The organism is Streptomyces sp. NPDC008150 (genome assembly GCF_042956945.1).
Classification (GTDB): Bacteria; Actinomycetota; Actinomycetes; order Streptomycetales; family Streptomycetaceae; genus Streptomyces.
On sequence record NZ_JBIBHJ010000001.1, the window covers coordinates 500,393 to 524,675 of the forward strand.

General features: G+C 73.5%; 21 protein-coding genes. 14 read left to right on the forward strand and 7 right to left on the reverse strand.

The genetic code is table 11. From position 1 onward, the window contains the following. Positions 1-26 precede the first annotated feature (26 nt). The 4 genes from ACFZA0_RS02120 (at position 27) to ACFZA0_RS02135 (ending at position 5,746) form a co-directional block, all read left to right on the forward strand. Positions 27-3,284, forward strand: coding sequence for a S41 family peptidase (locus tag ACFZA0_RS02120; RefSeq protein WP_391009772.1), 3,258 nt, complete (start codon positions 27-29; stop codon positions 3,282-3,284). A gap of 123 nt (positions 3,285-3,407) precedes the next feature. Beyond that, the gene (locus ACFZA0_RS02125; protein WP_391009775.1) at positions 3,408-3,761 is read left to right on the forward strand and encodes an HIT domain-containing protein; all 354 of its coding nucleotides are present in this window, start codon (positions 3,408-3,410) and stop codon (positions 3,759-3,761) included. Between the two features lie 5 nt (positions 3,762-3,766). After that, positions 3,767-4,672: a ribonuclease Z gene (locus ACFZA0_RS02130; protein ID WP_391009777.1), complete on the forward strand. Its 906-nt coding sequence runs from the start codon at positions 3,767-3,769 to the stop codon at positions 4,670-4,672. Positions 4,673-4,744: 72 nt separating this feature from the next. Next, positions 4,745-5,746: an adenosine deaminase gene (locus ACFZA0_RS02135; protein ID WP_391009779.1), complete on the forward strand. Its 1,002-nt coding sequence runs from the start codon at positions 4,745-4,747 to the stop codon at positions 5,744-5,746. A 367-nt stretch (positions 5,747-6,113) separates the two neighbouring features. Here ACFZA0_RS02135 and ACFZA0_RS02140 read toward each other — a convergent pair whose 3' ends face one another. Then, complete coding sequence (locus tag ACFZA0_RS02140; protein ID WP_391009782.1) at positions 6,114-7,433, reverse strand: MFS transporter; 1,320 nt, start codon at positions 7,431-7,433, stop codon at positions 6,114-6,116. 222 nt (positions 7,434-7,655) lie between these two features. Continuing rightward, positions 7,656-8,450, reverse strand: a complete 795-nt coding sequence (locus ACFZA0_RS02145; protein WP_391009785.1) for an IclR family transcriptional regulator C-terminal domain-containing protein — start codon at positions 8,448-8,450, stop codon at positions 7,656-7,658. Between the two features lie 165 nt (positions 8,451-8,615). On the opposite strand from ACFZA0_RS02145, the gene ACFZA0_RS02150 reads away from it, so the two are divergent. The 6 genes from ACFZA0_RS02150 (at position 8,616) to ACFZA0_RS02175 (ending at position 14,655) form a co-directional block, all read left to right on the forward strand. Next, complete coding sequence (locus tag ACFZA0_RS02150; RefSeq protein ID WP_391009788.1) at positions 8,616-9,923, forward strand: enolase C-terminal domain-like protein; 1,308 nt, start codon at positions 8,616-8,618, stop codon at positions 9,921-9,923. 219 nt (positions 9,924-10,142) lie between these two features. Next, a complete protein-coding gene (locus tag ACFZA0_RS02155; protein WP_391011782.1) occupies positions 10,143-11,264 on the forward strand; it encodes a PfkB family carbohydrate kinase in 1,122 nt (373 codons plus the stop codon). Positions 11,265-11,413: 149 nt separating this feature from the next. Then, positions 11,414-12,484, forward strand: coding sequence for a PhoH family protein (locus tag ACFZA0_RS02160; RefSeq protein ID WP_391009791.1), 1,071 nt, complete (start codon positions 11,414-11,416; stop codon positions 12,482-12,484). 13 nt (positions 12,485-12,497) lie between these two features. Next, entirely contained in the window at positions 12,498-12,995 is a 498-nt protein-coding gene (gene ybeY, locus ACFZA0_RS02165) for an rRNA maturation RNase YbeY (protein ID WP_391009794.1), read from the forward strand. Continuing rightward, the gene (locus tag ACFZA0_RS02170; RefSeq protein ID WP_391009797.1) at positions 12,992-14,299 is read left to right on the forward strand and encodes a CNNM domain-containing protein; all 1,308 of its coding nucleotides are present in this window, start codon (positions 12,992-12,994) and stop codon (positions 14,297-14,299) included. Before ybeY ends, ACFZA0_RS02170 begins: the two co-directional genes overlap by 4 nt. Beyond that, positions 14,296-14,655 carry an MmcQ/YjbR family DNA-binding protein gene (locus ACFZA0_RS02175; protein WP_391009800.1) on the forward strand — a complete coding sequence of 120 codons (360 nt, stop codon included), beginning with the start codon at positions 14,296-14,298 and terminating at the stop codon, positions 14,653-14,655. The genes ACFZA0_RS02170 and ACFZA0_RS02175 overlap by 4 nt, the downstream gene beginning before the upstream one ends. Here ACFZA0_RS02175 and ACFZA0_RS02180 read toward each other — a convergent pair. Further along, positions 14,617-16,110 carry an MFS transporter gene (locus tag ACFZA0_RS02180; protein ID WP_391009803.1) on the reverse strand — a complete coding sequence of 498 codons (1,494 nt, stop codon included), beginning with the start codon at positions 16,108-16,110 and terminating at the stop codon, positions 14,617-14,619. The genes ACFZA0_RS02175 and ACFZA0_RS02180 overlap by 39 nt on opposite strands. A gap of 157 nt (positions 16,111-16,267) precedes the next feature. On the opposite strand from ACFZA0_RS02180, the gene ACFZA0_RS02185 reads away from it, so the two are divergent. After that, positions 16,268-17,089, forward strand: a complete 822-nt coding sequence (locus ACFZA0_RS02185) for a helix-turn-helix domain-containing protein (protein WP_391011785.1) — start codon at positions 16,268-16,270, stop codon at positions 17,087-17,089. Between the two features lie 99 nt (positions 17,090-17,188). Continuing rightward, positions 17,189-17,542 (forward strand): cytidine deaminase, encoded by a 354-nt coding sequence (locus tag ACFZA0_RS02190; RefSeq protein ID WP_391009806.1) that lies wholly within the window; start codon positions 17,189-17,191, stop codon positions 17,540-17,542. Between the two features lie 59 nt (positions 17,543-17,601). Here the strand turns inward: ACFZA0_RS02190 and ACFZA0_RS02195 are convergent, their stop codons facing one another. Continuing rightward, positions 17,602-17,940: a P-II family nitrogen regulator gene (locus ACFZA0_RS02195; RefSeq protein WP_391009809.1), complete on the reverse strand. Its 339-nt coding sequence runs from the start codon at positions 17,938-17,940 to the stop codon at positions 17,602-17,604. A gap of 259 nt (positions 17,941-18,199) precedes the next feature. Here ACFZA0_RS02195 and era point away from each other — a divergent pair, with 259 nt between their 5' ends. Further along, positions 18,200-19,150 (forward strand): GTPase Era, encoded by a 951-nt coding sequence (gene era / locus ACFZA0_RS02200; protein WP_391009813.1) that lies wholly within the window; start codon positions 18,200-18,202, stop codon positions 19,148-19,150. 40 nt (positions 19,151-19,190) lie between these two features. Here the strand turns inward: era and ACFZA0_RS02205 are convergent, their stop codons facing one another. From ACFZA0_RS02205 to ACFZA0_RS02215, 3 genes are all read right to left on the reverse strand, one after another. Beyond that, positions 19,191-20,498, reverse strand: a complete 1,308-nt coding sequence (locus ACFZA0_RS02205) for a GH1 family beta-glucosidase (RefSeq protein WP_391009817.1) — start codon at positions 20,496-20,498, stop codon at positions 19,191-19,193. A 99-nt stretch (positions 20,499-20,597) separates the two neighbouring features. Further along, positions 20,598-20,864: a protealysin inhibitor emfourin gene (locus ACFZA0_RS02210; RefSeq protein ID WP_391009820.1), complete on the reverse strand. Its 267-nt coding sequence runs from the start codon at positions 20,862-20,864 to the stop codon at positions 20,598-20,600. A gap of 113 nt (positions 20,865-20,977) precedes the next feature. Next, on the reverse strand, positions 20,978-22,048 hold the full coding sequence (locus ACFZA0_RS02215; RefSeq protein WP_391009823.1) for a M4 family metallopeptidase: 1,071 nt from the start codon (positions 22,046-22,048) through the stop codon (positions 20,978-20,980). Positions 22,049-22,391: 343 nt separating this feature from the next. Here ACFZA0_RS02215 and leuA point away from each other — a divergent pair, with 343 nt between their 5' ends. Then, complete coding sequence (gene leuA, locus ACFZA0_RS02220) at positions 22,392-24,113, forward strand: 2-isopropylmalate synthase (protein ID WP_391009826.1); 1,722 nt, start codon at positions 22,392-22,394, stop codon at positions 24,111-24,113. Positions 24,114-24,283 lie beyond the last annotated feature (170 nt).

The window sequence follows — 24,283 nt, forward strand, 5'->3', positions numbered from 1 at the left end:
GGGCGCCCGCTGCATAGGGTGCACGAGTGACACAGTCCGCAGCCTCCGCGTATCTCCGGTATCCGCATCTGCACGGCGACCTGGTCGCCTTCACCGCCGAGGACGACGTGTGGCTCGCGCCACTCGACGGCGGCCGGGCCTGGCGGGCCGGCGCCGACAACGTCCCGGTGAACCACCCCCGCATATCGCCCGACGGCACCACCGTCGCGTGGACCTCGACCCGTGACGGCGCCCCCGAGGTGCACGTCGCCCCCGTGGAGGGCGGCCCCTCGCGGCGCCTGACGCACTGGGGGAGCTGGAAGACCCAGGTGCGCGGCTGGACCCCGGACGGCCAGGTCCTCGCCGTCACCACCCAGGGCAGGGCCAGCCTGCGCCGGAGCTGGGCGCGGGCCGTCCCGCTCGACGGCGGCCCCGCCCCCGAGCTGCCCTACGGCCCCGTCGGCGACGTCGCGTTCGGCCCGGCCACCGTGCTCCAGTCCGTCACCATGGGCCGCGAGGCCGCCTGGTGGAAGCGCTACCGGGGCGGCACCGCGGGCAAGCTGTGGATCGACCGCGCGGGCGAGGGCGGCGCGGGCGAGGGCGAGTTCGTCCGGCTGCACGCCGACCTCGACGGCAACATCGAGTACCCGGTGTGGACCGGTGACCCGGAAGCCGTGCGCGAGGACCGGCGCGAGACGTGGGGCAGGATCGCGTTCCTCTCCGACCACGAGGGCACCGGAGCCGTCTACTCCTCCCTCGCCGACGGCTCCGACCTGCGCCGCCACACCCCGCTCGACGGGTTCTACGCCCGGCACCTGGCCGGTGACGGCACCCGCCTCGTCTACGCCGGCGCCGGCGAACTGTGGATCCTCGACGACCTCGACGGCACCGGGCCGCGCCGGCTCGACGTCCGGCTCGGCGGCCCCCGCACCGACCTCCGGCCGCGCCCCGTCAACGCCGCGCGCTGGTTCGGCTCGGCGTCCCCCGACCACACCGGGCGCGGCAGCGCCGTCGGCGTCCGCGGCGGCGTCCACTTCGTCACCCACCGTGCCGGACCGGCCCGCGTGCTCGCCGCGACCCCCGGCGTCCGCACCCGGCTGCCGCACAGCTTCCGCGCGGACGGCGAGGAGTGGGTCGTCTGGGTCACCGACGCGGAGGGCGACGACGCCCTGGAGTTCGCGCCCGCCACCGGCCTCGCCCCCGGCACCGCCCCGCGCAGGATCGCCGCGGGCCGCCTCGGCCGGGTGCTGTCGCTGGCCGTCGCGCCCGACGGCGGCCGGGTCGCGGTCGCCGCGCACGACGGCCGGGTCCTGCTCGTCGAACGGGACTCCGGCGAGGTCCGCGAGGTCGACCGCAGTGCCGACGGCGACGCCTCCGGCCTGGTCTTCTCGCCCGACTCCGGCTGGCTCGCCTGGTCGCACCCCGGCCCCGAGCCGCTGCGGCAGCTCAAGCTCGCCAGCACCACCGACCTGTCGGTGACCGAGGCGACCCCGCTGCGCTTCCAGGACTACGCGCCCGCCTTCACCCTCGACGGCAAGCACCTCGCGTTCCTGTCCGGCCGCGCCTTCGACCCGGTCTACGACGAGCACGTCTTCGACCTCGCGTTCGTCGTCGGGTCGCGCCCGTACCTGATCACGCTGGCCGCGACGACGCCCTCGCCGTTCGGCCCGCAGCGCCACGGCCGCCCCTTCGAGGCACCCGACAAGGACGAGACGCCCGACAGCGAGGGCGCCCCCGCCACCCGCGTCGACCTCGACGGCATCGCCGACCGCATCGTGCCGTTCCCCGTCGAGGCCGGCCGCTACAGCGGGCTGCGCGCGGCGAAGGACGGCGTGCTGTGGCTGCGCCACCCCGTGCGCGGTGTCCTCGGCGCCTCCCGCGCCAACCCCGACGACCCGGACCCGCACACCGAGCTGGAGCGCTACGACCTCGCGCAGCAGCGCGTCGAGCATCTCGCGGGCGACGCCGAACGGTTCTGGGTCAGCGGCGACGGCAAGCGCGTCCTGCTGTGGGCCGACGGCAAGCTGAAGGTCGTCCCCAGCGACCGGCGGGCGTCCGGCGACGACGACAGCGACAGCAACATCACCGTCGACCTCGGCCGGGTCCGGCAGACCGTCGACCCGGCGGCCGAGCACCGGCAGATGTTCGACGAGACGGGCCGCATCATGCGGGACCACTTCTGGCACCCCGAGATGAACGGCGTCGACTGGACCGGCGTCCTCGACCGCTACCGCCCGGTCCTCGACCGCGTCGCCACCCACGACGACCTGGTCGACCTGCTGTGGGAGGTGCACGGCGAACTCGGCACCTCGCACGCCTACGTCACCCCGCGCGGCGGCTTCGGCAACGGCCCCCGGCAGGGCCTGCTCGGCGCCGACATCTCCCGTCACGAGGACGGCAGTTGGCGCGTCGACCGGGTCCTGCCCTCCGAGACGTCCGACCCGGACGCCCGTTCGCCGCTCGCCGCGCCCGGTGTCGCCGTGCGGGCCGGGGACGCGATCGTCGCGGTCGCGGGACAGCCGGTCGACCCGGTCGCCGGTCCCGGACCGCTGCTCGTCGGCACCGCGGGCAAGGCGGTCGAACTCACCGTCGCGCCCGCCGGCGGCGGCGACCTGCGGCACGCGGTCGTCGTCCCGCTCTCCGACGAGGAGCCGCTGCGCTACCACGCGTGGGTCGCCGACCGGCGTGCCCATGTCCACGAGAAGTCCGGCGGCCGGCTCGGCTACCTGCACGTCCCCGACATGCAGGCGCCCGGCTGGGCGCAGATCCACCGCGACCTGCGCGTCGAGGTGACCCGCGAGGGGCTCGTCGTGGACGTGCGGGAGAACCGCGGCGGCCACACCTCCCAGCTCGTCGTGGAGAAGCTGGCCCGGCGGATCGTCGGCTGGGACCTGCCGCGCGGCATGCGCGCGACGAGCTATCCGCAGGACGCCCCGCGCGGGCCCGTCGTCGCCGTCGCCAACGAGTTCTCCGGCTCCGACGGCGACATCGTGAACGCGGCGATCAAGGCGCTCGGCATCGGACCCGTGGTCGGCACGCGCACGTGGGGCGGTGTCATCGGCATCGACGCCCGCTACCGGCTCGTCGACGGGACACTGATCACGCAGCCCAAGTACGCGTTCTGGCTGGAGGGTTACGGCTGGGGCGTGGAGAACCACGGGGTGGATCCGGACATCGAGGTGGTGCACCGGCCGCAGGACTCCGTGGCCGGGCGGGACCCGCAGCTCGACGAGGCGGTACGGGTGGCGCTGGCCGCGCTGGAGGAGACACCGGCCAAGGTGCCGCCCTCCTTGCCGGAGGTGTAGCGGCGGCGGGGCCGCGTCCCCGCCGGCCCGCACGGCCTTGTCGTCAAGCGCCGGACGGGCCGGCGGGGGCGCGCGGACTACGATGCTTCGGTACCGATCACCACCCCCGTGAGGAGATCCCGTATGGCTGGGGAGCAGCAGGACGACTGCCTGTTCTGCAAGATCGTCGCCGGGCGGATTCCGGCGACCCTCGTCCGGGAGACGGCGACCACGGTCGCCTTCCGGGACATCAACCCGCAGGCGCCCACGCACATCCTGGTGATCCCGCGCGCCCACCACGCCGACGCGGCGTCCCTGGCCGAGGCCGACCCCGCGCTCGCCGCGGACGTGCTGCGCGAGACCCGCGCGGTCGCCGACGAGGAGAAGCTGGAGAGCTACCGCATCGTCTTCAACACCGGCGCCGGGGCCGGCCAGACGGTCTTCCACGCCCACGCGCACGTACTGGGCGGACGCGGCCTGAACTGGCCTCCCGGGTAGCAGCCGTGTCCGTACGCGAACTGCTGGTGCTCGGCACCGCGAGCCAGGTCCCCACCCGGCACCGCAACCACAACGGCTACCTGCTGCGCTGGGACGGCGAGGGCATCCTCTTCGATCCCGGCGAGGGCACCCAGCGGCAGATGCTGCGCGCCGGCGCCGCGGCCCACGACCTGCACCGGATCTGCGTCACGCACTTCCACGGCGACCACTCGCTGGGCCTGGCCGGTGTGATCCAGCGGATCAACCTGGACCGGGTCCCGCACCAGGTCACCGCGCACTACCCGCGCTCGGGGCAGCACTTCTTCGAGCGCCTGCGGTACGCGACCGCCTACCACGAGACGGTCGAGCTGACCGAGGCGCCGGTCGACGCCGACGGCCCGGTCGCCACCGTGCCCGGGTACACGCTGGAGGCGCGCCGCCTCTCCCACCCCGTGGAGTCCTACGGCTACCGGCTCGTCGAACCGGACGGCCGCCGCATGCTGCCCGACCGGCTCGCCGCGCACGGCATCGCCGGCCCGGACGTGGGGCGCCTCCAGCGCGACGGCGTCCTGAACGGGGTCACGCTGGACGAGGTGAGCGAGGTGCGCCGCGGGCAGCGGTTCGCGTTCGTCATGGACACCCGGCTGTGCGACGGGGTGCCCGCCCTCGCCGAGGGCTGCGACCTGCTCGTCATCGAGTCGACGTTCCTCGACGAGGACGCCGCCCTCGCCGCCGACCACGGCCACCTCACCGCCGGGCAGGCCGCCGGGGTCGCGGCCGCGGCAGGCGTGCGCCACCTGGTGCTGACCCACTTCAGCCAGCGCTACGCCGACCCCGGCGAGTTCGAGCGCCAGGCGCGCGCGGCCGGGTACACGGGCGGGCTGACCGTGGCCCGCGATCTGCAACGGGTCCCGGTGCCGAAGCGCCGCTGAGCGCCGTCGGACCCCGAGCGGCCCGGAATACCTGGTTCCGCATTGCGGTCCAAACGCCCGTACGATACTTCGATGCCCATCCCCAAAGCTGAACTGCACCTTCACATCGAAGGCACCCTCGAACCCGAGCTGGCGTTCCGGCTCGCCGCGCGCAACGGTGTGACCCTGCCGTACGCGGACACCGAAGCGCTCCGCGAGGCGTACCGGTTCGAGGACCTCCAGTCCTTCCTGAACCTGTACTACGGGCTCATGGCGGTCCTGCGCACCGAGCAGGACTTCGCCGACCTGGCCGACGCCTACCTCGCCCGCGCCGCCGCGCAGGGCGTACGGCACGCCGAGATCTTCTTCGACCCGCAGGCGCACGTCGCGCGGGGCGTCGAGCTGGGCACGGTCGTCGAGGGACTGTGGCGGGCACTGGGCGCGAGCGAGGCGAACCACGGCGTCTCCACCCAGCTCATCATGTGCTTCCTGCGCGACGAGTCCGCCGAGTCGGCCATGGAGACGCTGCGCGCCGCCGAGCCGTACCTGGACCGCATCGTCGGCGTCGGCCTGGACTCGGCCGAGGTCGGCCACCCGCCGGTGAAGTTCCAGGAGGTCTACGCGGCCGCGGCGGCCCTGGGCCTGCGCCGGGTCGCCCACGCGGGGGAGGAGGGGCCGCCGCAGTACGTCGCCGACTCCCTGGACCTGCTCGGCGCCGAGCGCATCGACCACGGGCTGCGCTGCATGGAGGACCCGGCACTGGTCGAACGCCTGGCGCGCGAGCGCGTGCCGCTGACGCTGTGCCCGCTGTCGAACGTCCGGCTGCGCGCCGTCGACGTCCTCTCCGAGCACCCGCTGCCCGCGATGCTCGACGCCGGCCTGCTGTGCACCCTCAACTCCGACGACCCCGCCTACTTCGGCGGCTACGCGGGCGACACGTTCGACGCGGTCCGCACGGCCCTGGGCATCGACGAGGACCGCCTGCGCGAACTGGCCCGCAACTCGTTCACCGCGTCCTTCCTGGAACACGACGAGCCGCGCCGCGCACGGTACTTGGCAGAGGTCGAGGCGTACGAGTTCGGCCCGAACGAGTAACCGTCCACGGGGCGCAGCGGGCCGGGGCCCGACTTCGGCGTGGGCCGGGGCTCAACGCCCGTCGCGCGCACGGGGGTTGGTGGATTCGGTGGCGGACGGCCCGCCGTTGCGCCGGGCCGCCGTCCGCCGCGTTGGAACGGCGGCTGCGCGTACGGGAGTTGGCGGTCGGCCGCGCCGTGCGGGTGTTCTCGGGGCGACACGTGCGTGGGCGCCGTGCGGCTGTTGCCGCCTGCCGGGGCCGAACACCCCGCACCCATAAGGGTGTTGGCGGCGTCCCGGGCCCGTGGTCGCGCGGCGCGGGTGCGGCCGGGGCCGTTCGCCGCCCTCGGGGGTGTCCGGCGGTGGGCCGTCCCGCCGCGGGGCGCCGTCAGGCCCCCGTCCGCTGCGGTCCCGCCGTGTCGAACGCCGTGCGGGCCGGTGCCGGGGCGTCCATGGCGATGGCGACCACCGGCTGCTCCGGGGCGCCGATCCGCGGCACCGCGCCCGTCGGGGTGCCCGTGACCGCCGCGACCACCGCGGCCGGGTTGCCGCCGCGGCGGCGGACCGCTCCCGACAGCAGCGGGCGGCCGCCCGCGTGCAGCGCGACCGCGGTGATCGGCACCGCGACCACCAGCAGTCCGGCGGCCAGCAGCAGACCCATGCCGCCGAACCCGGCCCGGTCCGAGAGCAGGCTCCCGGTCACCGGGCCCGCGGCCGTGCCCAGCGAGCCCGCGGACCCCACGAACACCGCCCAGCGCCCGCGCGGGTCCAGCGACGCGGCGAGGCCGATCAGGTACGACAGCACGACCGGGTAGAGCACGTTCCAGGCGATCTCGCCGGTCACGAACGTGGCGAGGCCGTGCGCCGACGCGCTGAGGGCGACGCAGCCCGCGATCAGCACCGTGCCCAGACCGATCGGCAGCGCCCGCCCGAGGCGTGACCCGAGCGCGCCCGCGCCCAGCACCCCGAGCAGGGCGGCGCCCAGCGCCACCGCGAACACCATGCCGACGGTGACCTCCGACAGGTGCGCCTGCGTCACGCCGATCCGGCCGCTGACGCCCCACAGGGCGTTCTGCGCCAGCGACCAGCACGGCATCGCGGCGGCCAGCACCACGCCCGCCTTCATGGCGGGCGGCCGGGCGGTGTCCCGGCGGGCGGTACGGGACGCGGGGGCACCGCCTGTGAGGCGGCCCGTCGCCGGCCACACGGCGAGCGCGGTCAGGGCGAGCGCGGCGAGCGGCTGGCCGTGGCCGTGCCCGAGGTGCGGGACCGTCAGGTACACGGCGCCCGCGAGGGCGGAGACGCCGAGCAGCCCGAGCGTGGACGCGCGGTGCGGGTCGCGCCGGGCCGCGATACCGGCGGCGGCCACCGTGGTCGCCGTGCCCGAACCGAGGCCGCCCACCACCAGACCGGCCACGACCGCCGGAACGGCGTGGGCCAGCGCGGCACTCCCGTACCCGAGCACCGCCAGGACGAGCCCCACCCGGGCGAGCACCCGGGGCCCGATCCGCTCGACCCGCGCGGCCAGCAGGAACCCGGCGGACGCCGAACTCAGCAGCAGCACGGAACCGGCGGCACCGGCCTGCGTCGCGGAGAGCGGCAGCCCGGCGTCGAGTCGGCCGACGGTGGTCGGCAGCAGATAGGGGGCGAGGTACCCGGCCGTGAAAAGGGCGACGAGGGGCCAGACGGGGGTGCGGGCGGCGTACACGGGCGTTCCTGGGCATGCTGAAGGAGCGCCTTGCCGGCGGCTCACGGGGGAGGGGGACGAGCTGCTGTCGACGGACAGGAACGCGCGGGCAATTTGTATCAAGCCGCAGGTGGGACACACGAGGCCGGACAGTGTGAGCTGTGTCACAGGGTGGTTTGGGGTGGGAGGGGGCGGGTAGGCGCGCACCCTTTCGGCGGTGGACGCCGGGCAACGTCGGGGTGTCTAGCGCCAGTCGGGGGCGCCGCCCGCGCCCCTCGCGCCCGGCGCGGCCGCCTCGATCCTCGCGCGGACCTCCCGCATCACCGCCACGACCAGCTCCTCGTGCGCGGGTGTCACCCGCCCCACCGGCACCGAGCAGCTGATCGCGTCCTGCGCCGGCTCGTCGTACCGCAGCGCGAAGCCGAAGCCGACGATCCCGGTGACGCTCTCCTCGCGGTCCACGGAGTAGCCCCGCCGCCGCACCCCGGCGAGGTCGGCCAGGAGGGGGCCGCGCGCGGTGTGCGAGTTCGGCGTCAGCGCCTCGTACGGGCCGTCGGGCAGGTCCGCGTCGTCGCGCTCGGCCAGCAGCGCCTTGCCCAGCGCGCCCGCGTGCGCGGGCAGCCTGCGCCCCACCCTGCTGATCCCGCGCACGTACTCGTGGGACTCGCGGGTCGCCAGGTACGCCACGTTCCGGCCGTCGAGGCGTCCGAGGTGGATCGTCTCGCCGAGCGCCTCGGACGCCTCGTCGAGATGCGGCCGCACCAGCCGCACCCGCGGGTCCGAGTCGAGGTAGCCGGTCCCGGTGAGCAGGGCGTGGATGCCGATCCCGTACAGGGACCCGGTCACGTCCGTGCGCACCCAGCCCCGGGCGATCAGGGTCTGGAGCAGCGCGTACATCGAACTGCGCGGCACGCCCAGCGCGTCCGCCAGTTCCTGGAGCCGGGCGGGCCGGTCGCCGCGCGCGGCGAGCACCTCCAGCAGCTCGACCGTGCGCGCCGCGGACTTCACCTCGCGCACCCCGCCGCCCGTCTCCGACATGCGCCGATCGTAAACGGCCGGACGGGGCGGCCGGTGCGCCCGGCGGTGCGCCCGCCGTTGACGTGCGGCGGTTCACCTCCCTAGGCTCTGTCTTCATACGTAGACGACATCCACATGGGGAGACCGGCACTGCCCCTCGCCCCGCCGACACCGGAGCTGCCGCCCATGACCCCCGCCCCCGCGCGCGACCTCACCGTCACCGGCGTACGCCTCACGCCGATCCTCGTCGCCGACCCGCCGCTGCTGAACACCCAGGGCGTCCACCAGCCCTACACCCCCCGGCTGATCGTCGAGGTGGAGACGGCCGACGGCGTCACCGGTGTCGGCGAGACGTACGGCGACACCAAGTACCTGGAACTGGCCCGGCCGTTCGCGGAGAAACTGACGGGTCGTCAAGTCACGGACATGAACGGCCTGTTCCGGCTCGCCGACGAGGTCGCCGTGGCCGCCGAGCGCACCGACGACGCCGTGGACACGGGCGGCCTGCGCGGGGTGCAGACCGCCGACAAGCTGCGCCTGTCCGTCGTCTCCGCCTTCGAGGTCGCCTGCCTCGACGCCCTCGGCAAGGCCCTCGGCCTGCCGGTGCACGCACTGCTCGGCGGCAAGGTCCGCGACGCCGTCGAGTACAGCGCCTACCTCTTCTACAAGTGGGCCTCCCACCCCGCGGGCCGCCCCGCCGAACAGGACGACTGGGGCGCCGCCCTCGACCCGGCCGGCATCGTCGAGCAGGCCCGCGCGTTCAAGGAGCGGTACGGCTTCACCTCGTTCAAGCTCAAGGGCGGCGTCTTCCCGCCCGAGCGGGAGACCGCCGCCGTGCGCGCCCTCGCCGCCGCCTTCCCCGGCCACCCGCTGCGCCTGGACCCCAACGGCGCCTGGTCCACGGAGACGTCCGTCGCGGTCGCGGGGGAACTCGGCGACGTGCTGGAGTACCTGGAGGACCCCACCCTCGGCACCCCCGCCATGGCGGAGGTCGCCCGGCGCACCGGCGTGCCGCTCGCCACCAACATGTGCGTGACGACGTTCGCGGAGATCCCCGAGGCGTTCGCCACCGGCGCCGTGCAGGTCGTCCTCTCCGACCACCACTACTGGGGCGGACTGCGCAACACCCGCCGGCTCGCGGCGATCTGCGAGACGTTCGGTGTCGGGGTGTCCATGCACTCCAACACCCACCTCGGCATCTCGCTCGCCGCGATGACGCACGTCGCCGCCACCGTGCCCAACCTCCACCACGCCTGCGACTCGCACTACCCCTGGCAGTCCGAGGACGTCCTCACCGAGCGCCTCGCCTTCACCGACGGCCGCGTCACCGTCTCCGACGCCCCCGGCCTCGGCGTCACCCTCGACCGCGAGCGGCTGCGCGAACTGCACCGCCGCTGGCTCGACGACGACGGCACGTACCGGGACCGCGACGACGCCGCCGCGATGCGCGTCGCCGAACCCGGCTGGGTCACCCCGGCGGTCCCGCGCTGGTAGGAGGGCCCGGCGCGCGGCCGGGACACGCGCGGGCGGCGGACGCCCCCGGTCCCGGTCCGACGCCCGCCCGGTGGTGCACACTGGCCTGATCCGTACCCAACCGCCCAGCCAACGTCGGGAAACGTCAGGGAGCACACCGTGACCGCGTCCGCCGCGTCCACCGGAAAGGGACCCGCGCCCGCCGCGGCGCCGCCGCGCGGGTCCGTCACCAGGGGCGGCGTGCCCCACCCCGGGGCCCACCTCGCCCGCCCCGCCGGACAGGGCGAACGGCTCGACCCGCTCGCCGCGCTGCGCGGCCCCGCGGACCCGCCCTGGGACGTGTACCTGACGGGCACCGTCTTCCTCGACATCGTCTTCACCGGACTCGACACCGCCCCCGTGCGCGGCACCGAGACCTGGGCGCGCGGCATGGGCTCCAGCCCCGGCGGCGTCGCCAACATGGCGACCGCCCTGGCCCGCCTCGGCCTGCGCACCTCCCTCGCCGCGACCTTCGGCGACGACCACTACGGCGAGTACTGCTGGGACACCCTCGAACAGGGCGAAAGCATCGACCTGTCGCCCTCCCGCTCCGTGGCCGGCTGGCACTCCCCGGTCACCGTCTCCATGGCGTACGAGGGCGAACGCACGATGGTCTCCCACGGCCACGAGGCACCCCCCGGCGAGGCCGGTCCCGACCACCCGCCGCGCGCGCGGGCCGCCGTCGCCTCCCTGGTCCCCGGCCGCCGCGATCCCTGGATCGCCGAGGCCGCGGCCGGCGGCACCCGCATCTTCGCCGACGTCGGCTGGGACGACACCGGCGCCTGGGACCTCGCGGGCCTGCCCGACCTGGAGCACTGCGAGGCGTTCCTGCCGAACGCCGCCGAGGCCATGCGCTACACCGGCGCCGACTGCCCCCGCGCCGCGGCCCACGCCCTCACCGAGCACGTGCCCGTCGCCGTCGTCACCCTCGGCGCGGACGGCGCGTACGCCGTGGACCGGCGCACCGGCGAGAGCGCCGAGGTGCCCGCCATCGCGGTCGAGGCGCTCGACCCGACCGGCGCCGGGGACGTGTTCGTCGCCGGGTTCGTCACCGGCACCCTGGCCGGCTGGCCGCTCGCCGACCGGCTCGCCTTCGCCGGGCTGACCGCCGCGCTGTCCGTGCAGGAGTTCGGCGGCTCGCTGTCCGCGCCCGGCTGGTCCGAGATCGCCGCCTGGTGGCGCCGCGTGCAGAGCGTCGACGCCCAGGACCCGGCGGCACTGGCCCGCTACGCGTTCCTGGAGTCGCTGCTCCCGCCCGGCACCCCCCGCTCCTGGCCGCTGCGCCGCGCGGTCCCCACGATCGGCTTCGGCCGCTCGGCCTGAGCGCCCCGCACGCGTACGGGCGACCGGCGCCGTGACCTTGAAAAGCCCTACGGCGTTGTCAGCCCCGCGGCGTACTCTGGAACGCGCCAGGCCGCCCCAGGGGCGGGCGAGTCATACCGAGGAGGACGAGCAAGGCTACGAGCCGGCCCATGACTCAGACACCCACAGCACACACCCCCGCGCAGGAGCAGGCGAAAGCGCATTTCACCGTTCCCGCCCAGCACCCCATGGTGGCCGTGCTGGGGTCCGGCGACTCCCTCCTGCGCGTGATCGAGAAGGCCTTCCCGGCGGCCGACATCCACGTCCGGGGAAACGAGATCAGCGCGACCGGAGCCCCCGCCGACGTGGCCCTGGTCCAGCGCCTGTTCGACGAGATGATGCTCGTGCTCCGCACCGGGCAGCCGATGACGGAGGACGCAGTGGAACGCTCGATCGCCATGCTGCGGGCGAGTGAGAACGGGGAGGGTGACGGCCCGGAGACCCCGGCCGAGGTCCTCACGCAGAACATCCTGTCCTCGCGCGGCCGCACCATCCGCCCCAAGACCCTCAACCAGAAGCGCTACGTCGACGCCATCGACAAGCACACGATCGTCTTCGGCATCGGCCCCGCCGGTACCGGCAAGACGTACCTGGCGATGGCGAAGGCGGTGCAGGCGCTCCAGTCCAAGCAGGTCACCCGCATCATCCTGACCCGCCCCGCGGTCGAGGCCGGCGAGCGCCTGGGCTTCCTGCCCGGCACCCTCTACGAGAAGATCGACCCGTACCTGCGCCCGTTGTACGACGCGCTGCACGACATGCTCGACCCCGACTCGATCCCGAAGCTGATGGCGGCCGGGACGATCGAGGTCGCGCCGCTGGCCTACATGCGTGGCCGGACGCTCAACGACGCCTTCATCATCCTGGACGAGGCCCAGAACACGAGCCCCGAGCAGATGAAGATGTTCCTCACCCGGCTCGGCTTCGACTCGAAGATCGTGATCACCGGCGACGTCACCCAGGTCGACCTCCCGAGCGGCACGAAGTCCGGTCTGCGCCAGGTGCAGGACATCCTGGAGGGCCTCGACGACGTGCACTTCTCCCGCCTGTCGTCCCAGGACGTCGTACGGCACAAGCTGGTCGGCCGTATCGTCGACGCGTACGAGAAGTACGACAGCGAGCACGGCACCGAGAACGGCACCCACAAGGGCGGCCGGAACGGGGCCGGCCACAAGGGGAAGTAGACCGAGCACCACCATGTCGATCGACGTCAACAACGAGTCCGGAACCGAGGTCGACGAGCAGGCGATCCTCGACATCGCCCGCTACGCCCTCGCGCGGATGCGCATCCACCCGCTCTCCGAACTGTCGGTGATCGTCGTGGACGCCGACGCCATGGAGCAGCTGCACATCCAGTGGATGGACCTGCCCGGCCCGACCGACGTCATGTCGTTCCCGATGGACGAGCTGCGGCCGCCGTCGAAGGACGACGAGGAGCCGCCGCAGGGTCTGCTCGGGGACATCGTGCTGTGCCCCGAGGTCGCCGAGAAGCAGGGCACCGAGGCGCCGACGCAGCACACCATGGACGAGGAGCTCCAGCTCCTGACCGTCCACGGTGTGCTGCACCTGCTCGGCTACGACCACGAGGAGCCCGACGAGAAGGCCGAGATGTTCGGGCTCCAGGCGGCCATCGTGGACGGCTGGCGTGCCGAGAAAGGCATGGAGGGTCCCTCGCCGGCTCCGACCGTCTCATGAGCGCCCCGCTCGTCCTGGGCGCGGTCGCCCTGATCGTCGTGGCCTGGCTGGCCGCCTGCGCCGAGGCGGGCCTCGCGCGGGTGTCGCGCTTCCGTGCCGACGAGGCGGTCAAGTCCGGGCGCCGGGGCGGCGCGAAACTCGCCAAGGTCGCCGAGGACCCCACCCGTTACCTCAACGTGGCGCTGCTGGTGCGCGTCGCCTGCGAGATGGCCGCCGCCGCCCTCGTCACGTACGCCTGCCTGCACAGCTTCGGCGGGACCGCCGAGGCGCTGGTCGTCGCCATCGCCGTGATGGTGCTGGTCAGTTACGTCGCCGTCGGCGTCTCGCCGCGCACCATCGGCCGCCAGCACCCGATGAACACCGCGACGATCGCCTCGTACGTCCTGGTGCCGCTGGCCCGGGTGATGGGGCCGATCCCGTCGCTGCTGATCCTCATCGGCAACGCGCTCACCCCCGGCAAGGGTTTCCGCCGGGGCCCGTTCGCGTCCGAGGCGGAGCTGCGCGCGCTGGTGGACCTCGCCGAGCAGGAGTCGCTGATCGAGGACGAGGAGCGCCGCATGGTGCACTCCGTCTTCGAACTGGGCGACACCCTGGTGCGCGAGGTGATGGTGCCGCGCACCGACCTGGTGGTCGTCGAGCGGTACCGGACGATCCGGCAGGCCCTCACGCTCGCGCTGCGCTCGGGGTTCTCGCGCATCCCGGTCACCGGGGAGAGCGAGGACGACATCGTCGGGATCGTGTATCTGAAGGACCTGGCCCGCAAGACGCACATCAGTCGGGACGCGGAGAGCGAGCTGGTGTCCACGGCGATGCGCCCGGCGGTCTTCGTGCCGGACACCAAGAACGCGGGCGACCTGCTGCGCGAGATGCAGCAGGAGCGCAACCACGTCGCGGTCGTCATCGACGAGTACGGCGGCACCGCGGGCGTCGTCACGATCGAGGACATCCTGGAGGAGATCGTCGGTGAGATCACCGACGAGTACGACCGTGAGCTGCCGCCGGTCGAGAAGCTCGGCGACGACCGCTACCGGGTCACCGCCCGGCTCGACATCGGCGACCTGGGCGAGCTGTACGGCCTGGAGGAGTACGACGACGAGGACGTGGAGACCGTCGGCGGGCTGCTCGCGAAGGCGCTCGGCCGGGTGCCGATCGCCGGGGCGTCGTCGGTCGTGGAGCTGCCGGACGGCCGGATGCTGAGGCTGACGGCGGAGGCGGCGGCAGGCCGCCGGAACAAGATCGTCACCGTTCTCGTGGAGCCGACGGCCGACGGGACGCCCGCGGACGAGGAGAGCGATCCGTCGTGAGGGCCGACGAGCTGCGTGCCCTGTGCCTGTCGTTCAACGCGACGGCGGAGGAGTTCCCGTTCAACCCGGAGACGTCGGTCTTCAAGGTGCTCGGCAAGGTGTTCGCGCTGAGCGCCCTGGAGGGGCGTCCCCTGACGGTGAACCTGAAGTGCGACCCGGACGACGCGGTGCGGCTGCGGGCGGCGCACCCCGGCCTCGTCGTGCCGGGCTGGCACATGAACAAGCGGCACTGGAACACCGTCACGGTCGACGGCGGGCTCCCGGACCGGCTGGTCCGGGAGCTGGTGGAGGACAGCTACGACCTGGTGGTGGCCGGTCTACCGCGAGCCGACCGGCTCCGCCTCGACCGCCCCTGAGCCCACCGCCGCCGCGGGGGCGGTGCGGACGAGCAGCCCCGCGCCGACCGCCGCCGCGGCGGCCAGCACGACCACCGCGTCCACCAGGAACACCGTGCGCACGCCGGACATCAGGTCCGTGGCGGTGGTGGCCAGCACGCCGAGCAGCGGGATGCCCACCGTGATGCCGACCTGCTGGGTGGAGGTCACCAGGCCGGTGGCCAGGCCCTGTTCGTCGTCGGGGACGCCGGAGGTCACGGTCAGCCCGTACGAGATGATCGCGCCGAGGTGGCACATGCTCGCGAGGGACACGGCGGCCGTGGCGAGCACCACCGACCAGGTGCCGTCGGTCAGGCCGAGCAGCGCCGCGGTCAGCGCGCCCTGTCCGGCGAGGGAGGCGGCGAGGACCCGGCGGGCGCCGAAGCGGCCGACGATCCGGGACGCGAGGGAGCCGGCGAGCACCGACATGACCCCCTGCACGCCGAAGACCAGCCCGGTCTCGAACGCCGAGAGCCCCAGCACCTCCTGGAGGTAGAGGGTCAGCGCGAAGACGACCGTGGACATCATCGAGAACGTGACGAGCCCGCCCAGGTTGCCGAAGGCCACCGTGCGGCGGCGCAGCATCGGCAGCGACACCAGCGGCGCGGCGGTGCGTGACTCGACGACCGCGAACGCGGCGAGCAGGACCACTCCGGCCACCAGGGTGAGAAGGACGTCGGTGCCGCCGAAGCCGCGGTCGGCGGCGGTCGACAGGGCGTAGATCAGCGCGAGCAGCCCGCCGGTGACGGTGACCGCGCCGGGCACGTCGAGGCGGGGCCGGTCGGGGGTGCGGGACTCGGGCAGCAGGCGCGGGGCGAGGGGCAGGACCACGACGGCGAACAGGGTGAGCAGGGCCATCGTGGAGCGCCAGCCGAGCGCGTCGGTGAGCACGCCGCCCGCGACCATGCCGACGGTGAAGCCGAGGGAGAGCAGCGTCCCGGAGATGCCGAGCGCCCGGTCGCGGGCGGGGCCCTCGGGGAACGTCGTCGTCAGCAGGGACATGCCGGTCGGCACGATCGCGGCGGCGCCGAGCCCCTGGAGCGCGCGCCCCGCGAGGAACGTCGCCGGGTCCTGCGCGAGGGTGGCGAGCAGCGAGGCGGCACCGAACAGGGCGAGGCCGCCGAGGAACAGCCGCCGCCGGCCGAAGAGGTCGCCGGCCCGCCCGAACAGCAGCAGGAAGCCGCCCGACGGCAGCGCGAACGCGGTCACCGCCCACTGGAGGTCGGACTGCCGCATGCCGAGGTCGGGGCCGAGGACGGGCAGCGCGACGTTCAGGACGGAGAAGTCGAGCGCGACCATGAACTGGGCCGCGCACAGCACCAGAAGCACGAGCCGGTCCCGCGCCGACAGCCGGGGCACGCCGCCGGCGACCGGTGAACGGGCGGGAACCGCCGGGGAGTTGGAGGGCTGCGGGGAGGAGGTGGTGTCGATCGCCATGCACAACAGCGTCGGGCCCGCGGAATATCCGTGGGGAGACGGTACTTGTGGTGGTGGTGACACCACCACACGACTGCGGGGGGACCGACGGGTGGCCGACGGCACGGTGAGCAACGGGCTGCGCGACGGCCGGCGGGCCGAGTTGCGCGAGTTCCTGATGAGCAGGCGGGCGAAGGTCACGCCGGCCGAGGCGGGCCTGCCGGGCGGCGGCCCGCGCCGCCGCACCCCCGGGCTGCGCCGCGAGGAGGTCGCCGTGCTGGCCGGTGTGGGCGCCTCCTGGTACCAGTGGCTGGAGCAGGGCCGCGACATCACGGTGTCGCCGCAGGTGCTCGACTCGGTGGGGCGGGTGCTGCGGCTCAACGACGTGGAGCGGCGCCACCTGTATCTGCTCGCGGGGATGAACCCGCCGGTGCCGGCGGTCGATCCGGCGCTGCGGGACATGTGCGACGGGCTGCGGCGGCTGATCGACGCGTGGATGCCGTTCCCGGCGCACATCATGGACCCCTACTTCAACTGCGTGCTCTACAACGAGAGTGCGGCCCTCGTGCTCGGCATGCGGCCCGAGAACACGCAGAACTGCGTCGTCGACTTCTTCACCGACCCGCTCTACCGCTCCCGCGCCCGCAACTGGGAGCACAACGCGCGCCGCGTCGTCGCGCAGTTCCGCGCGGCCTGCGCGGCCCGCCCCGACGACGGCGGCTACCAGGAGGTCCTGGCCCAACTGCACGCCTCCAGCGCGGAGTTCACGGCGCTGTGGGCGGAGCGGGACATCGAGGACCAGGGGCAGATCCGCAAGGAGCTCGACCACCCGCTGGTGGGGCTGCTGTGCGTGGAGTCGTCCGCGATGAAGCTGCCGGCCCGCCCGGACCTGACGGTGGTGCTGCACACCCCGCTGGACGAGGCGAACACCGCGGCGAAGCTGGAGTGGCTGGTCTCCCCGGAGGGGCGCCGCGGGGCGATGTACCCGGTGGCGGGCTGAACGGTGGCGGGCCGGGCGCAGGGCGGGCCGAACGGGGGCGGGCCGGGTGCGGACCAGGCGGGCGGCGCGGGCGCCGGGGCCGCTCGTATGCTTTCGGCCATGACCGACAGCAGCGCGCTCGACCCCGAGGACCGCAAGATCGTCACCCTGGCCCGCTCGGCGCGGGCCCGCAACGGCGTGCCCGAGGGCGCGGCCGTGCGCGACGAGACGGGCCGCACCTACGTCGCCGGGACGGTGGCGCTCGACTCGCTGCGGCTGAGCGCGCTGCGGACGGCGGTGGCGATGGCCGTCGCGTCCGGCGCGCGGTCCCTGGAGGCGGCGGCCGTGGTGACCGGGGCGGAGTCCGTGCCGGACGAGGACCGGGCGGCCGTCCGCGACCTCGGCGGCCCGGGGACCCCCGTACTGCTGGCCGGTCCGGACGGCACGGTCCGGGCGACGGTGACGGCGGGCTGAGAGCGCACGGCGAAGGGGCGCCCCGCTCGGCGGGGCGCCCCTTCGCCGTGCGCGGCGGATCAGAGGGCGTCGGGCCCGCGCTCGCCGGTGCGCACGCGCACCACGCTCTCCACGGCCTGGGCCCACACCTTGCCGTCGCCGATCTTGCCGGTGCGGGCGGCGGTCACGACACCGTCGACGACCGCCTCCGCGTCGGCGTCGTCGACGAGGACCTCGACACGGATCTTCGGCACCAGGTCGACGCGGTACTCCGCGCCCCGGTAGACCTCCGTGTGGCCGCGCTGGCGGCCGTAGCCGCTGACCTCGGTGACGGTCAGGCCCCGCACGCCGAGTTCCTGGAGCGCGGTCCTGACCTCGTCGAGGCGGTGCGGCTTGATGATCGCGGTGATGAGCTTCATGCCCGGTGGCCCGGCCTTCTGCGTGGCGGATCCGGCTGATCCGGAGGTGGACGAGGAGCGGGTGCGCACGCCGTGAGGACGGCGGTACGGATGCCGGTACGGGCGCCCGCGCGACCGGGGCACCTGGCCCGGGACTCCGTGATCCTAGGCCGTCGGGGCGGGTGCCGCGGGGTCGCGGAGGGCCCGTTCCCACCCCGTTGTCGGGGTCATGACGGCCGCGCGTGCAGCAGGCGCTCCCGGATCAGGGAGAATGGGGGCCATGAGCGTTCGCAGTCAGTCATCCGAGTCGACCGAGACCGTCCACCGGGCGGGCTTCGCCTGTTTCGTCGGCCGTCCCAACGCGGGCAAGTCCACCCTCACGAACGCTCTCGTCGGTACGAAGGTGGCGATCACCTCCAACCGGCCGCAGACGACCCGGCACACCGTGCGCGGCATCGTGCACCGGCCCGAGGCGCAGCTCGTCCTCGTGGACACCCCCGGACTGCACAAGCCCCGCACCCTGCTGGGCGAGCGGCTCAACGACGTGGTGCGCACCACGTGGGCCGAGGTCGACGTGATCGGCTTCTGCGTGCCCGCCGACCAGAAGCTCGGCCCCGGCGACCGGTTCATCGCCAAGGAACTGGCCGGGATCAAGAAGACCCCCAAGGTCGCCATCGTCACCAAGACGGACCTCGTCGACAGCAAGGTGCTGGCCGAGCAGCTCATCGCGATCGACCAGCTCGGCCAGGAACTCGGCATCAGCTGGGCCGAGATCGTGCCGGTGTCGGCGACCGCCGGGCAGCAGGTCGACCTGCTCGCCGACCTGCTGGTCCCGCTGCTGCCGGAGAGCCCCGCGCTCTACCCGGAGGGCGACCTCACCGACGAGCCCGAGCAGGTCATGGTCGCCGAGCTGATCCGCGAGGCCGCCCTGGAGGGCGTGCGCGACGAACTGCCGCACTCGATCGCCGTGGTCGTGGAGGAGATGCTGCCGCGCGAGGACCGCCCCGCGGACAAGCCGCTGCTCGACATCCACGCCAACGTCTACATCGAGCGCCCCAGCCAGAAGGGGATCATCATCGGCCCCAAGGGCAAGCGCCTGAAGGAGGTCGGCATCAAGTCCCGCCAGCAGATCGAGGCGCTGCTCGGCACGCCGGTCTTCCTCGACCTGCACGTCAAGGTCGCCAAGGACTGGCAGCGCGACCCCAAGCAGCTGCGCAAGCTCGGCTTCTGAGCGCCGGGGGCGGCGGCACCGCCGGCCCCCGCCCCGGCCCTCAGCCCCGCTGCTCCCGCAGCATCTCCCGCAGCCACCCGTACGACGCCTTCGGCGTGCGCGCGAGCGTCTCGCGGTCCACGTCGACCAGGCCGAAGCGGCGGGTGTAGCCCTCAGCCCACTCGAAGTTGTCCAGCAGCGACCACACGAAGTAGCCGCGCACGTCGACACCCGCCTCGTACGCGTCGTGCAGCGCCCGCACATGACCGTCGAGGTAGGCGATGCGGTCCTGGTCGTCGAGGCCCTCGTACGAGCAGCCGTTCTCGGTGATCACGACCGGCGGCAGCTTCGCGCCGTAGCGGTCGCGGAAGCCGGTGAGCAGTTCGGTCAGCCCCTCCGGCACCACGGGCCAGCCGAAGTCCGTGAGCGGGCGGCCCTCGATCTCCCGCACGGAGAAGGGCAGTTCGGGCGGTATCGGGACGCCGCCCACCTCGGACGCCGTCTCCTGCGGCGCGCCCACCCGGGTCGGCGCGTAGTAGTTCACGCCGTAGAAGTCCACGGGCTCCCCGATCACCGCGAGGTCGGCCGCCACGTCGCCCGGCATCAGCGCGTCCATGCCGTCGGGATAGCGGCCGAGGATCACCGGGTCGGCGAACAGACGGTTCAGCAGCAGGTCGTAGAAGTCGGCGGCGCCGGTGTCCGCCGGGTCGTCGGAGGCCGCCCAGGTCGGGCCGTGCGAATTGGTGATGCCGATGTCCGCGGCCCCGGCGGCGCGCAGCGCCCGGACCGCGAGGCCGTGCGCGAGGAGCTGGTGGTGCGCGGCGGGCAGCGCGTCGAACAGCAGCCGCCGGCCCGGCGCGTGGACGCCGAGCGCGTGGCCCAGCAGGGTGTGCTCCGCGGGCTCGTTGAGGGTGATCCACTTGTGCACGCGGTCGCCCAGGCGCGCCGCCACCCGTGCCGCGTGGTCCGCGAACCGGACCGCGGTGTCCCGCTCCAGCCAGTCCAGCGCGGCCGGCAGGTCCCAGTGGAAGAGCGTCACCACCGGCCGCACCCCGGCCGCGCACAGGGCGTCCGTCAGCCGGTCGTAGAAGTCGAGGCCGCCGGGGGTGTCCGCGCGCGGCCAGGACACCGAGAAGCGGTACGCGTCCACGCCGAGGTCCGCGAGCAGCGCCACGTCCTCGGGGTAGCGGTGGTAGTGGTCGCAGGCCACGGCGGCGGTCGAGCCGTCCCGCACACGCCCGGCACCGTCCGTGAACAGGTCCCACACGGAGGGGCCGCGCAGGTCGGCCGCCCCCTCGATCTGGTGGGCGGACGTGGACACGCCCCACAGGAAGCCGTCCGGGAACCGGGGCATCGCTCGCGTCGCCATGCGCGGATCATCCGCACCCCGGACGCCCCGCGTCAACGGCCCGGTCGCAAGTCGGCCCGTCAGGTCAACTCGTCGTCTCCGTACGGTCGTTGACCGCGATCACGCGCCCTCCTTCAACACCCGCGACACCAGCTGCCGTTGCTCCTCGGTCAGCCGGGGCTCGGCGCAGTGGAAGGTCCTGCCGTCCACCGTGATCTCGTAGCCGAACCCGTCCGGGACCCCGGCGGGCGGCCGCTGCGCGCCGGACGCGAGCGCCCTCCGGGCCAGGTCGTGCCACTGCTCCGGGTCCGGCAGCTCCGCCGTGTCGACCTCGGCGTGCCGCTCGATGCCCGCGAATCCACCGCTGCGCGTGACCTGAATACGCATGGGTCCCTCTCCCGTGGTCCTCCGGTACGGATCCCCCGGTACTCCCGGTGCACACACAACCACAGCCGCCGGCCGCGCCCCGGGTGGCGGCCCGGGACACGGCCGGCCCGGGGCTACTGCGTGTCCACCCCGACCTGCTCCCACGCCTTGGCCACGGCCTGGGCCTCCTCGCCGTCGCCGAAGCGGTCGCGGGCCGCCGTGAGCGTGAGGGCGGCGAAGTCCTTGAACAGGGCCTGCGCGGGGAGCCGGCCACCGGTCAGCACGTCGTACCAGATCTGTCCGGCCCGCTCCCAGGCGTGACCGCCGAGCGCGTCCGCCACCAGGAAGAACGCGTGGTTGGGGATGCCCGAGTTGAGGTGCACGCCGCCGTTGTCGCGGCCGGTGGTGACGTAGTCGTCCATCGTCGCCGGCTGCGGGTCCTTGCCGAGCACGTCGTCGTCGTACGCGGTGCCCGGGGCCTTCATCGAGCGCAGCGCCTGGCCGGTGACCGAGGGCGCGAGCAGGCCCGCGCCGATCAGCCAGTCCGCCTCGGAGGCGTTCTGGCCCAGCGCGTACTGCTTGATCAGCGAGCCGAAGACGTCGGACACCGACTCGTTGAGGGCGCCCGGCTGCCCGAAGTAGGTGAGGTTCGCGGTGTGCTGGGTGACGCCGTGGGTCAGCTCGTGGCCGATCACGTCGAGCGGGATGGTGAAGTCGAGGAAGATCTCGCCGTCGCCGTCGCCGAACACCATCTGCTCGCCGTTCCAGAAGGCGTTGTTGTACTTCTCGTCGTAGTGCACGCTCGCGTCCAGCGGCAGGCCGTCGCCGTCGATGGAGTCCCGCCCGTAGGCGTTCAGGTACAGCTCGAACGTCGCGCCGAGGCCCGCGTACGCGCGGTTCACGGTGGCGTCCTTGACCGCCTCGTCGCCCTCGCCGCGCACCTTGTCGCCGGGCAGGGCGGTGCCGTGGCCCGCGTCGTAGATGGTGCGGCTGGGCGCGCCCGCCCGCGCGGAGAGCGGGGCCGCGACGGCGGGGGCGCCGATGACGGTGGTCAGCCGGCGCCGGGTGCGCTCGAAGGAGTCGCGCTCCAGGGTCTGGCGGGCGGGACCGGCCAGCGCCGGGTCCTCGTTCTGCGCCAGCCTGTCGAGCAGGTGCGGCGGGACGATGGTGCAGAAGACGGGCTCGTGGCCCCCGGGAGTCGTCATGTCCGGCACCCTGGCACCGCCGCATGACGGTGTCATTACCTCTGCGAGATATTGGTGCGAGATTGACGAAATACGGGACATTCGGACGGTACTTCCGTCCCGCGGTGCGACCGAAGTGGTATTGCGCACCTTTTGCTCCGTACGCCCCCGCGGTCCCGCATACTGGGACCGTTCCTCGCATCCGACGGCGGTGGGCTAGGCTGCGGAGCATCATGCGTTTCGGGCTGCTTCTCCTTAGCTGCCGCGGCGAGGGCCTGTAGACAAGGCCGGCTCCCTCCCCGCGGAGTTCGGTGCTGCGCCGTCGGCCGTCTCACGGACCACGCCTTCGAGGAGCCCCCGCATCATGGTCAACCGTCAGCAGCCCAGTGCCATGCCGATCCAGAAGTACGGCCGCTACGAGCAGGTCGACATCCCCGACCGCACCTGGCCGGACGCCCGGATCACCACCGCCCCCCGCTGGCTCTCCACGGACCTGCGCGACGGCAACCAGGCACTGATCGACCCCATGTCGCCCGCCCGCAAGCGCGCGATGTTCGACCTGCTGGTCAAGATGGGCTACAAGGAGATCGAGGTCGGCTTCCCCGCCTCGGGGCAGACGGACTTCGACTTCGTACGGTCGATCGTCGAGGACCCGACGGCGATCCCCGAGGACGTGACGATCTCCGTCCTCACCCAGGCCCGCGAGGACCTGATCGAGCGCACGGTCGAGTCGCTGAAGGGCGCCCGCCGCGCCACCGTCCACCTGTACAACGCGACCGCCCCGGTCTTCCGGCGCGTGGTCTTCCGCGGTTCCCGGGACGACATCAAGCAGATCGCCGTCGACGGCACCCGCCTGGTCGTCGAGTACGCGGAGAAGCTGCTGGGCCCGGAGACCACCTTCGGCTACCAGTACAGCCCCGAGATCTTCACCGACACCGAGCTGGACTTCGCGCTGGAGGTCTGCGAGGCGGTGATGGACGTCTACCAGCCCGGTCCGGGCCGCGAGATCATCCTCAACCTGCCCGCCACCGTGGAGCGTTCGACCCCGTCGACGCACGCGGACCGGTTCGAGTGGATGCACCGCAACCTGTCCCGCCGCGAGCACGTCGTCCTGTCGGTCCACCCGCACAACGACCGCGGCACCGCCGTCGCCGCCGCCGAACTGGCGCTGATGGCCGGCGCGGACCGTGTCGAGGGCTGCCTGTTCGGCCAGGGCGAGCGCACCGGCAACGTCGACCTGGTCACCCTCGGCATGAACCTGTTCTCGCAGGGCGTCGACCCGCAGATCGACTTCTCCGCCATCGACGAGATCCGTCGTACGTGGGAGTACTGCAACCAGATGGAGGTCCACCCGCGCCACCCGTACGTGGGCGACCTGGTCTACACGTCCTTCTCCGGCTCCCACCAGGACGCCATCAAGAAGGGCTTCGACGCGATGGAGGCCGACGCGAAGGCCAAGGGCGTCACGGTCGACGACATCGAGTGGGCCGTCCCGTACCTGCCGATCGACCCGAAGGACGTCGGCCGCTCCTACGAGGCCGTCATCCGCGTCAACTCCCAGTCGGGCAAGGGCGGTATCGCCTACGTCCTGAAGAACGACCACAAGCTGGACCTGCCGCGCCGCATGCAGATCGAGTTCTCGAAGCTGATCCAGGCGAAGACGGACGCCGAGGGCGGCGAGGTCACGCCGAAGGACATCTGGGCCGCCTTCGAGGACGAGTACCTGCCCAACCCGGACAACGCGTGGGGCCGCGTCCAGGTCAGGACCGGGCAGACGACGACCGACAAGGACGGCGTGGACACCCTCACCGTCGAGGCGGTCGTCGACGGCGTGGAGACCGTGCTCACCGGTTCCGGCAACGGACCGATCTCGGCCTTCTTCGACGCCCTCCAGGCCGTCGGCATCGACGTACGGCTGCTGGACTACCAGGAGCACACGATGAGCGAGGGCGCCTCCGCGCAGGCCGCCTCGTACATCGAGTGCGCCGTCGGCGACAAGGTTCTGTGGGGAATCGGAATCGACGCGAACACGACGCGCGCCTCCCTGAAGGCGGTCGTCTCGGCCGTCAACCGCGCCACCCGCTGACCCCTCCCACCGGCGCTTTCCCGGGCCCCGTCCGCCGCGATCCGGCGGGCGGGGCCCCGCCGCGTCCCGTCGGGTACCGGCCATTCCCGGTGAAGGTCACGGGAAGGTCTCGTCCAGGGTGCTGACTAGGCCCCGGTGGTGTGGCTAACATCACGCCAGCGCGGCGATGT

Coding starts and splice junctions, on each gene's coding strand:
- ACFZA0_RS02125 (WP_391009775.1), top strand. CDS start 3,408: ATGGCTGGGGAGCAGCAGGACGACTGCCTGTTCTGCAAGATCGTCGCC.
- ACFZA0_RS02135 (WP_391009779.1), top strand. CDS start 4,745: ATGCCCATCCCCAAAGCTGAACTGCACCTTCACATCGAAGGCACCCTC.
- ACFZA0_RS02145 (WP_391009785.1), bottom strand. CDS start 8,450: ATGTCGGAGACGGGCGGCGGGGTGCGCGAGGTGAAGTCCGCGGCGCGC.
- ACFZA0_RS02150 (WP_391009788.1), top strand. CDS start 8,616: ATGACCCCCGCCCCCGCGCGCGACCTCACCGTCACCGGCGTACGCCTC.
- ACFZA0_RS02160 (WP_391009791.1), top strand. CDS start 11,414: ATGACTCAGACACCCACAGCACACACCCCCGCGCAGGAGCAGGCGAAA.
- ybeY (WP_391009794.1), top strand. CDS start 12,498: ATGTCGATCGACGTCAACAACGAGTCCGGAACCGAGGTCGACGAGCAG.
- ACFZA0_RS02170 (WP_391009797.1), top strand. CDS start 12,992: ATGAGCGCCCCGCTCGTCCTGGGCGCGGTCGCCCTGATCGTCGTGGCC.
- ACFZA0_RS02180 (WP_391009803.1), bottom strand. CDS start 16,110: ATGGCGATCGACACCACCTCCTCCCCGCAGCCCTCCAACTCCCCGGCG.
- ACFZA0_RS02185 (WP_391011785.1), top strand. CDS start 16,268: ATGAGCAGGCGGGCGAAGGTCACGCCGGCCGAGGCGGGCCTGCCGGGC.
- ACFZA0_RS02190 (WP_391009806.1), top strand. CDS start 17,189: ATGACCGACAGCAGCGCGCTCGACCCCGAGGACCGCAAGATCGTCACC.
- ACFZA0_RS02195 (WP_391009809.1), bottom strand. CDS start 17,940: ATGAAGCTCATCACCGCGATCATCAAGCCGCACCGCCTCGACGAGGTC.
- era (WP_391009813.1), top strand. CDS start 18,200: ATGAGCGTTCGCAGTCAGTCATCCGAGTCGACCGAGACCGTCCACCGG.
- ACFZA0_RS02205 (WP_391009817.1), bottom strand. CDS start 20,498: ATGGCGACGCGAGCGATGCCCCGGTTCCCGGACGGCTTCCTGTGGGGC.
- ACFZA0_RS02210 (WP_391009820.1), bottom strand. CDS start 20,864: ATGCGTATTCAGGTCACGCGCAGCGGTGGATTCGCGGGCATCGAGCGG.
- ACFZA0_RS02215 (WP_391009823.1), bottom strand. CDS start 22,048: ATGACGACTCCCGGGGGCCACGAGCCCGTCTTCTGCACCATCGTCCCG.
- leuA (WP_391009826.1), top strand. CDS start 22,392: ATGGTCAACCGTCAGCAGCCCAGTGCCATGCCGATCCAGAAGTACGGC.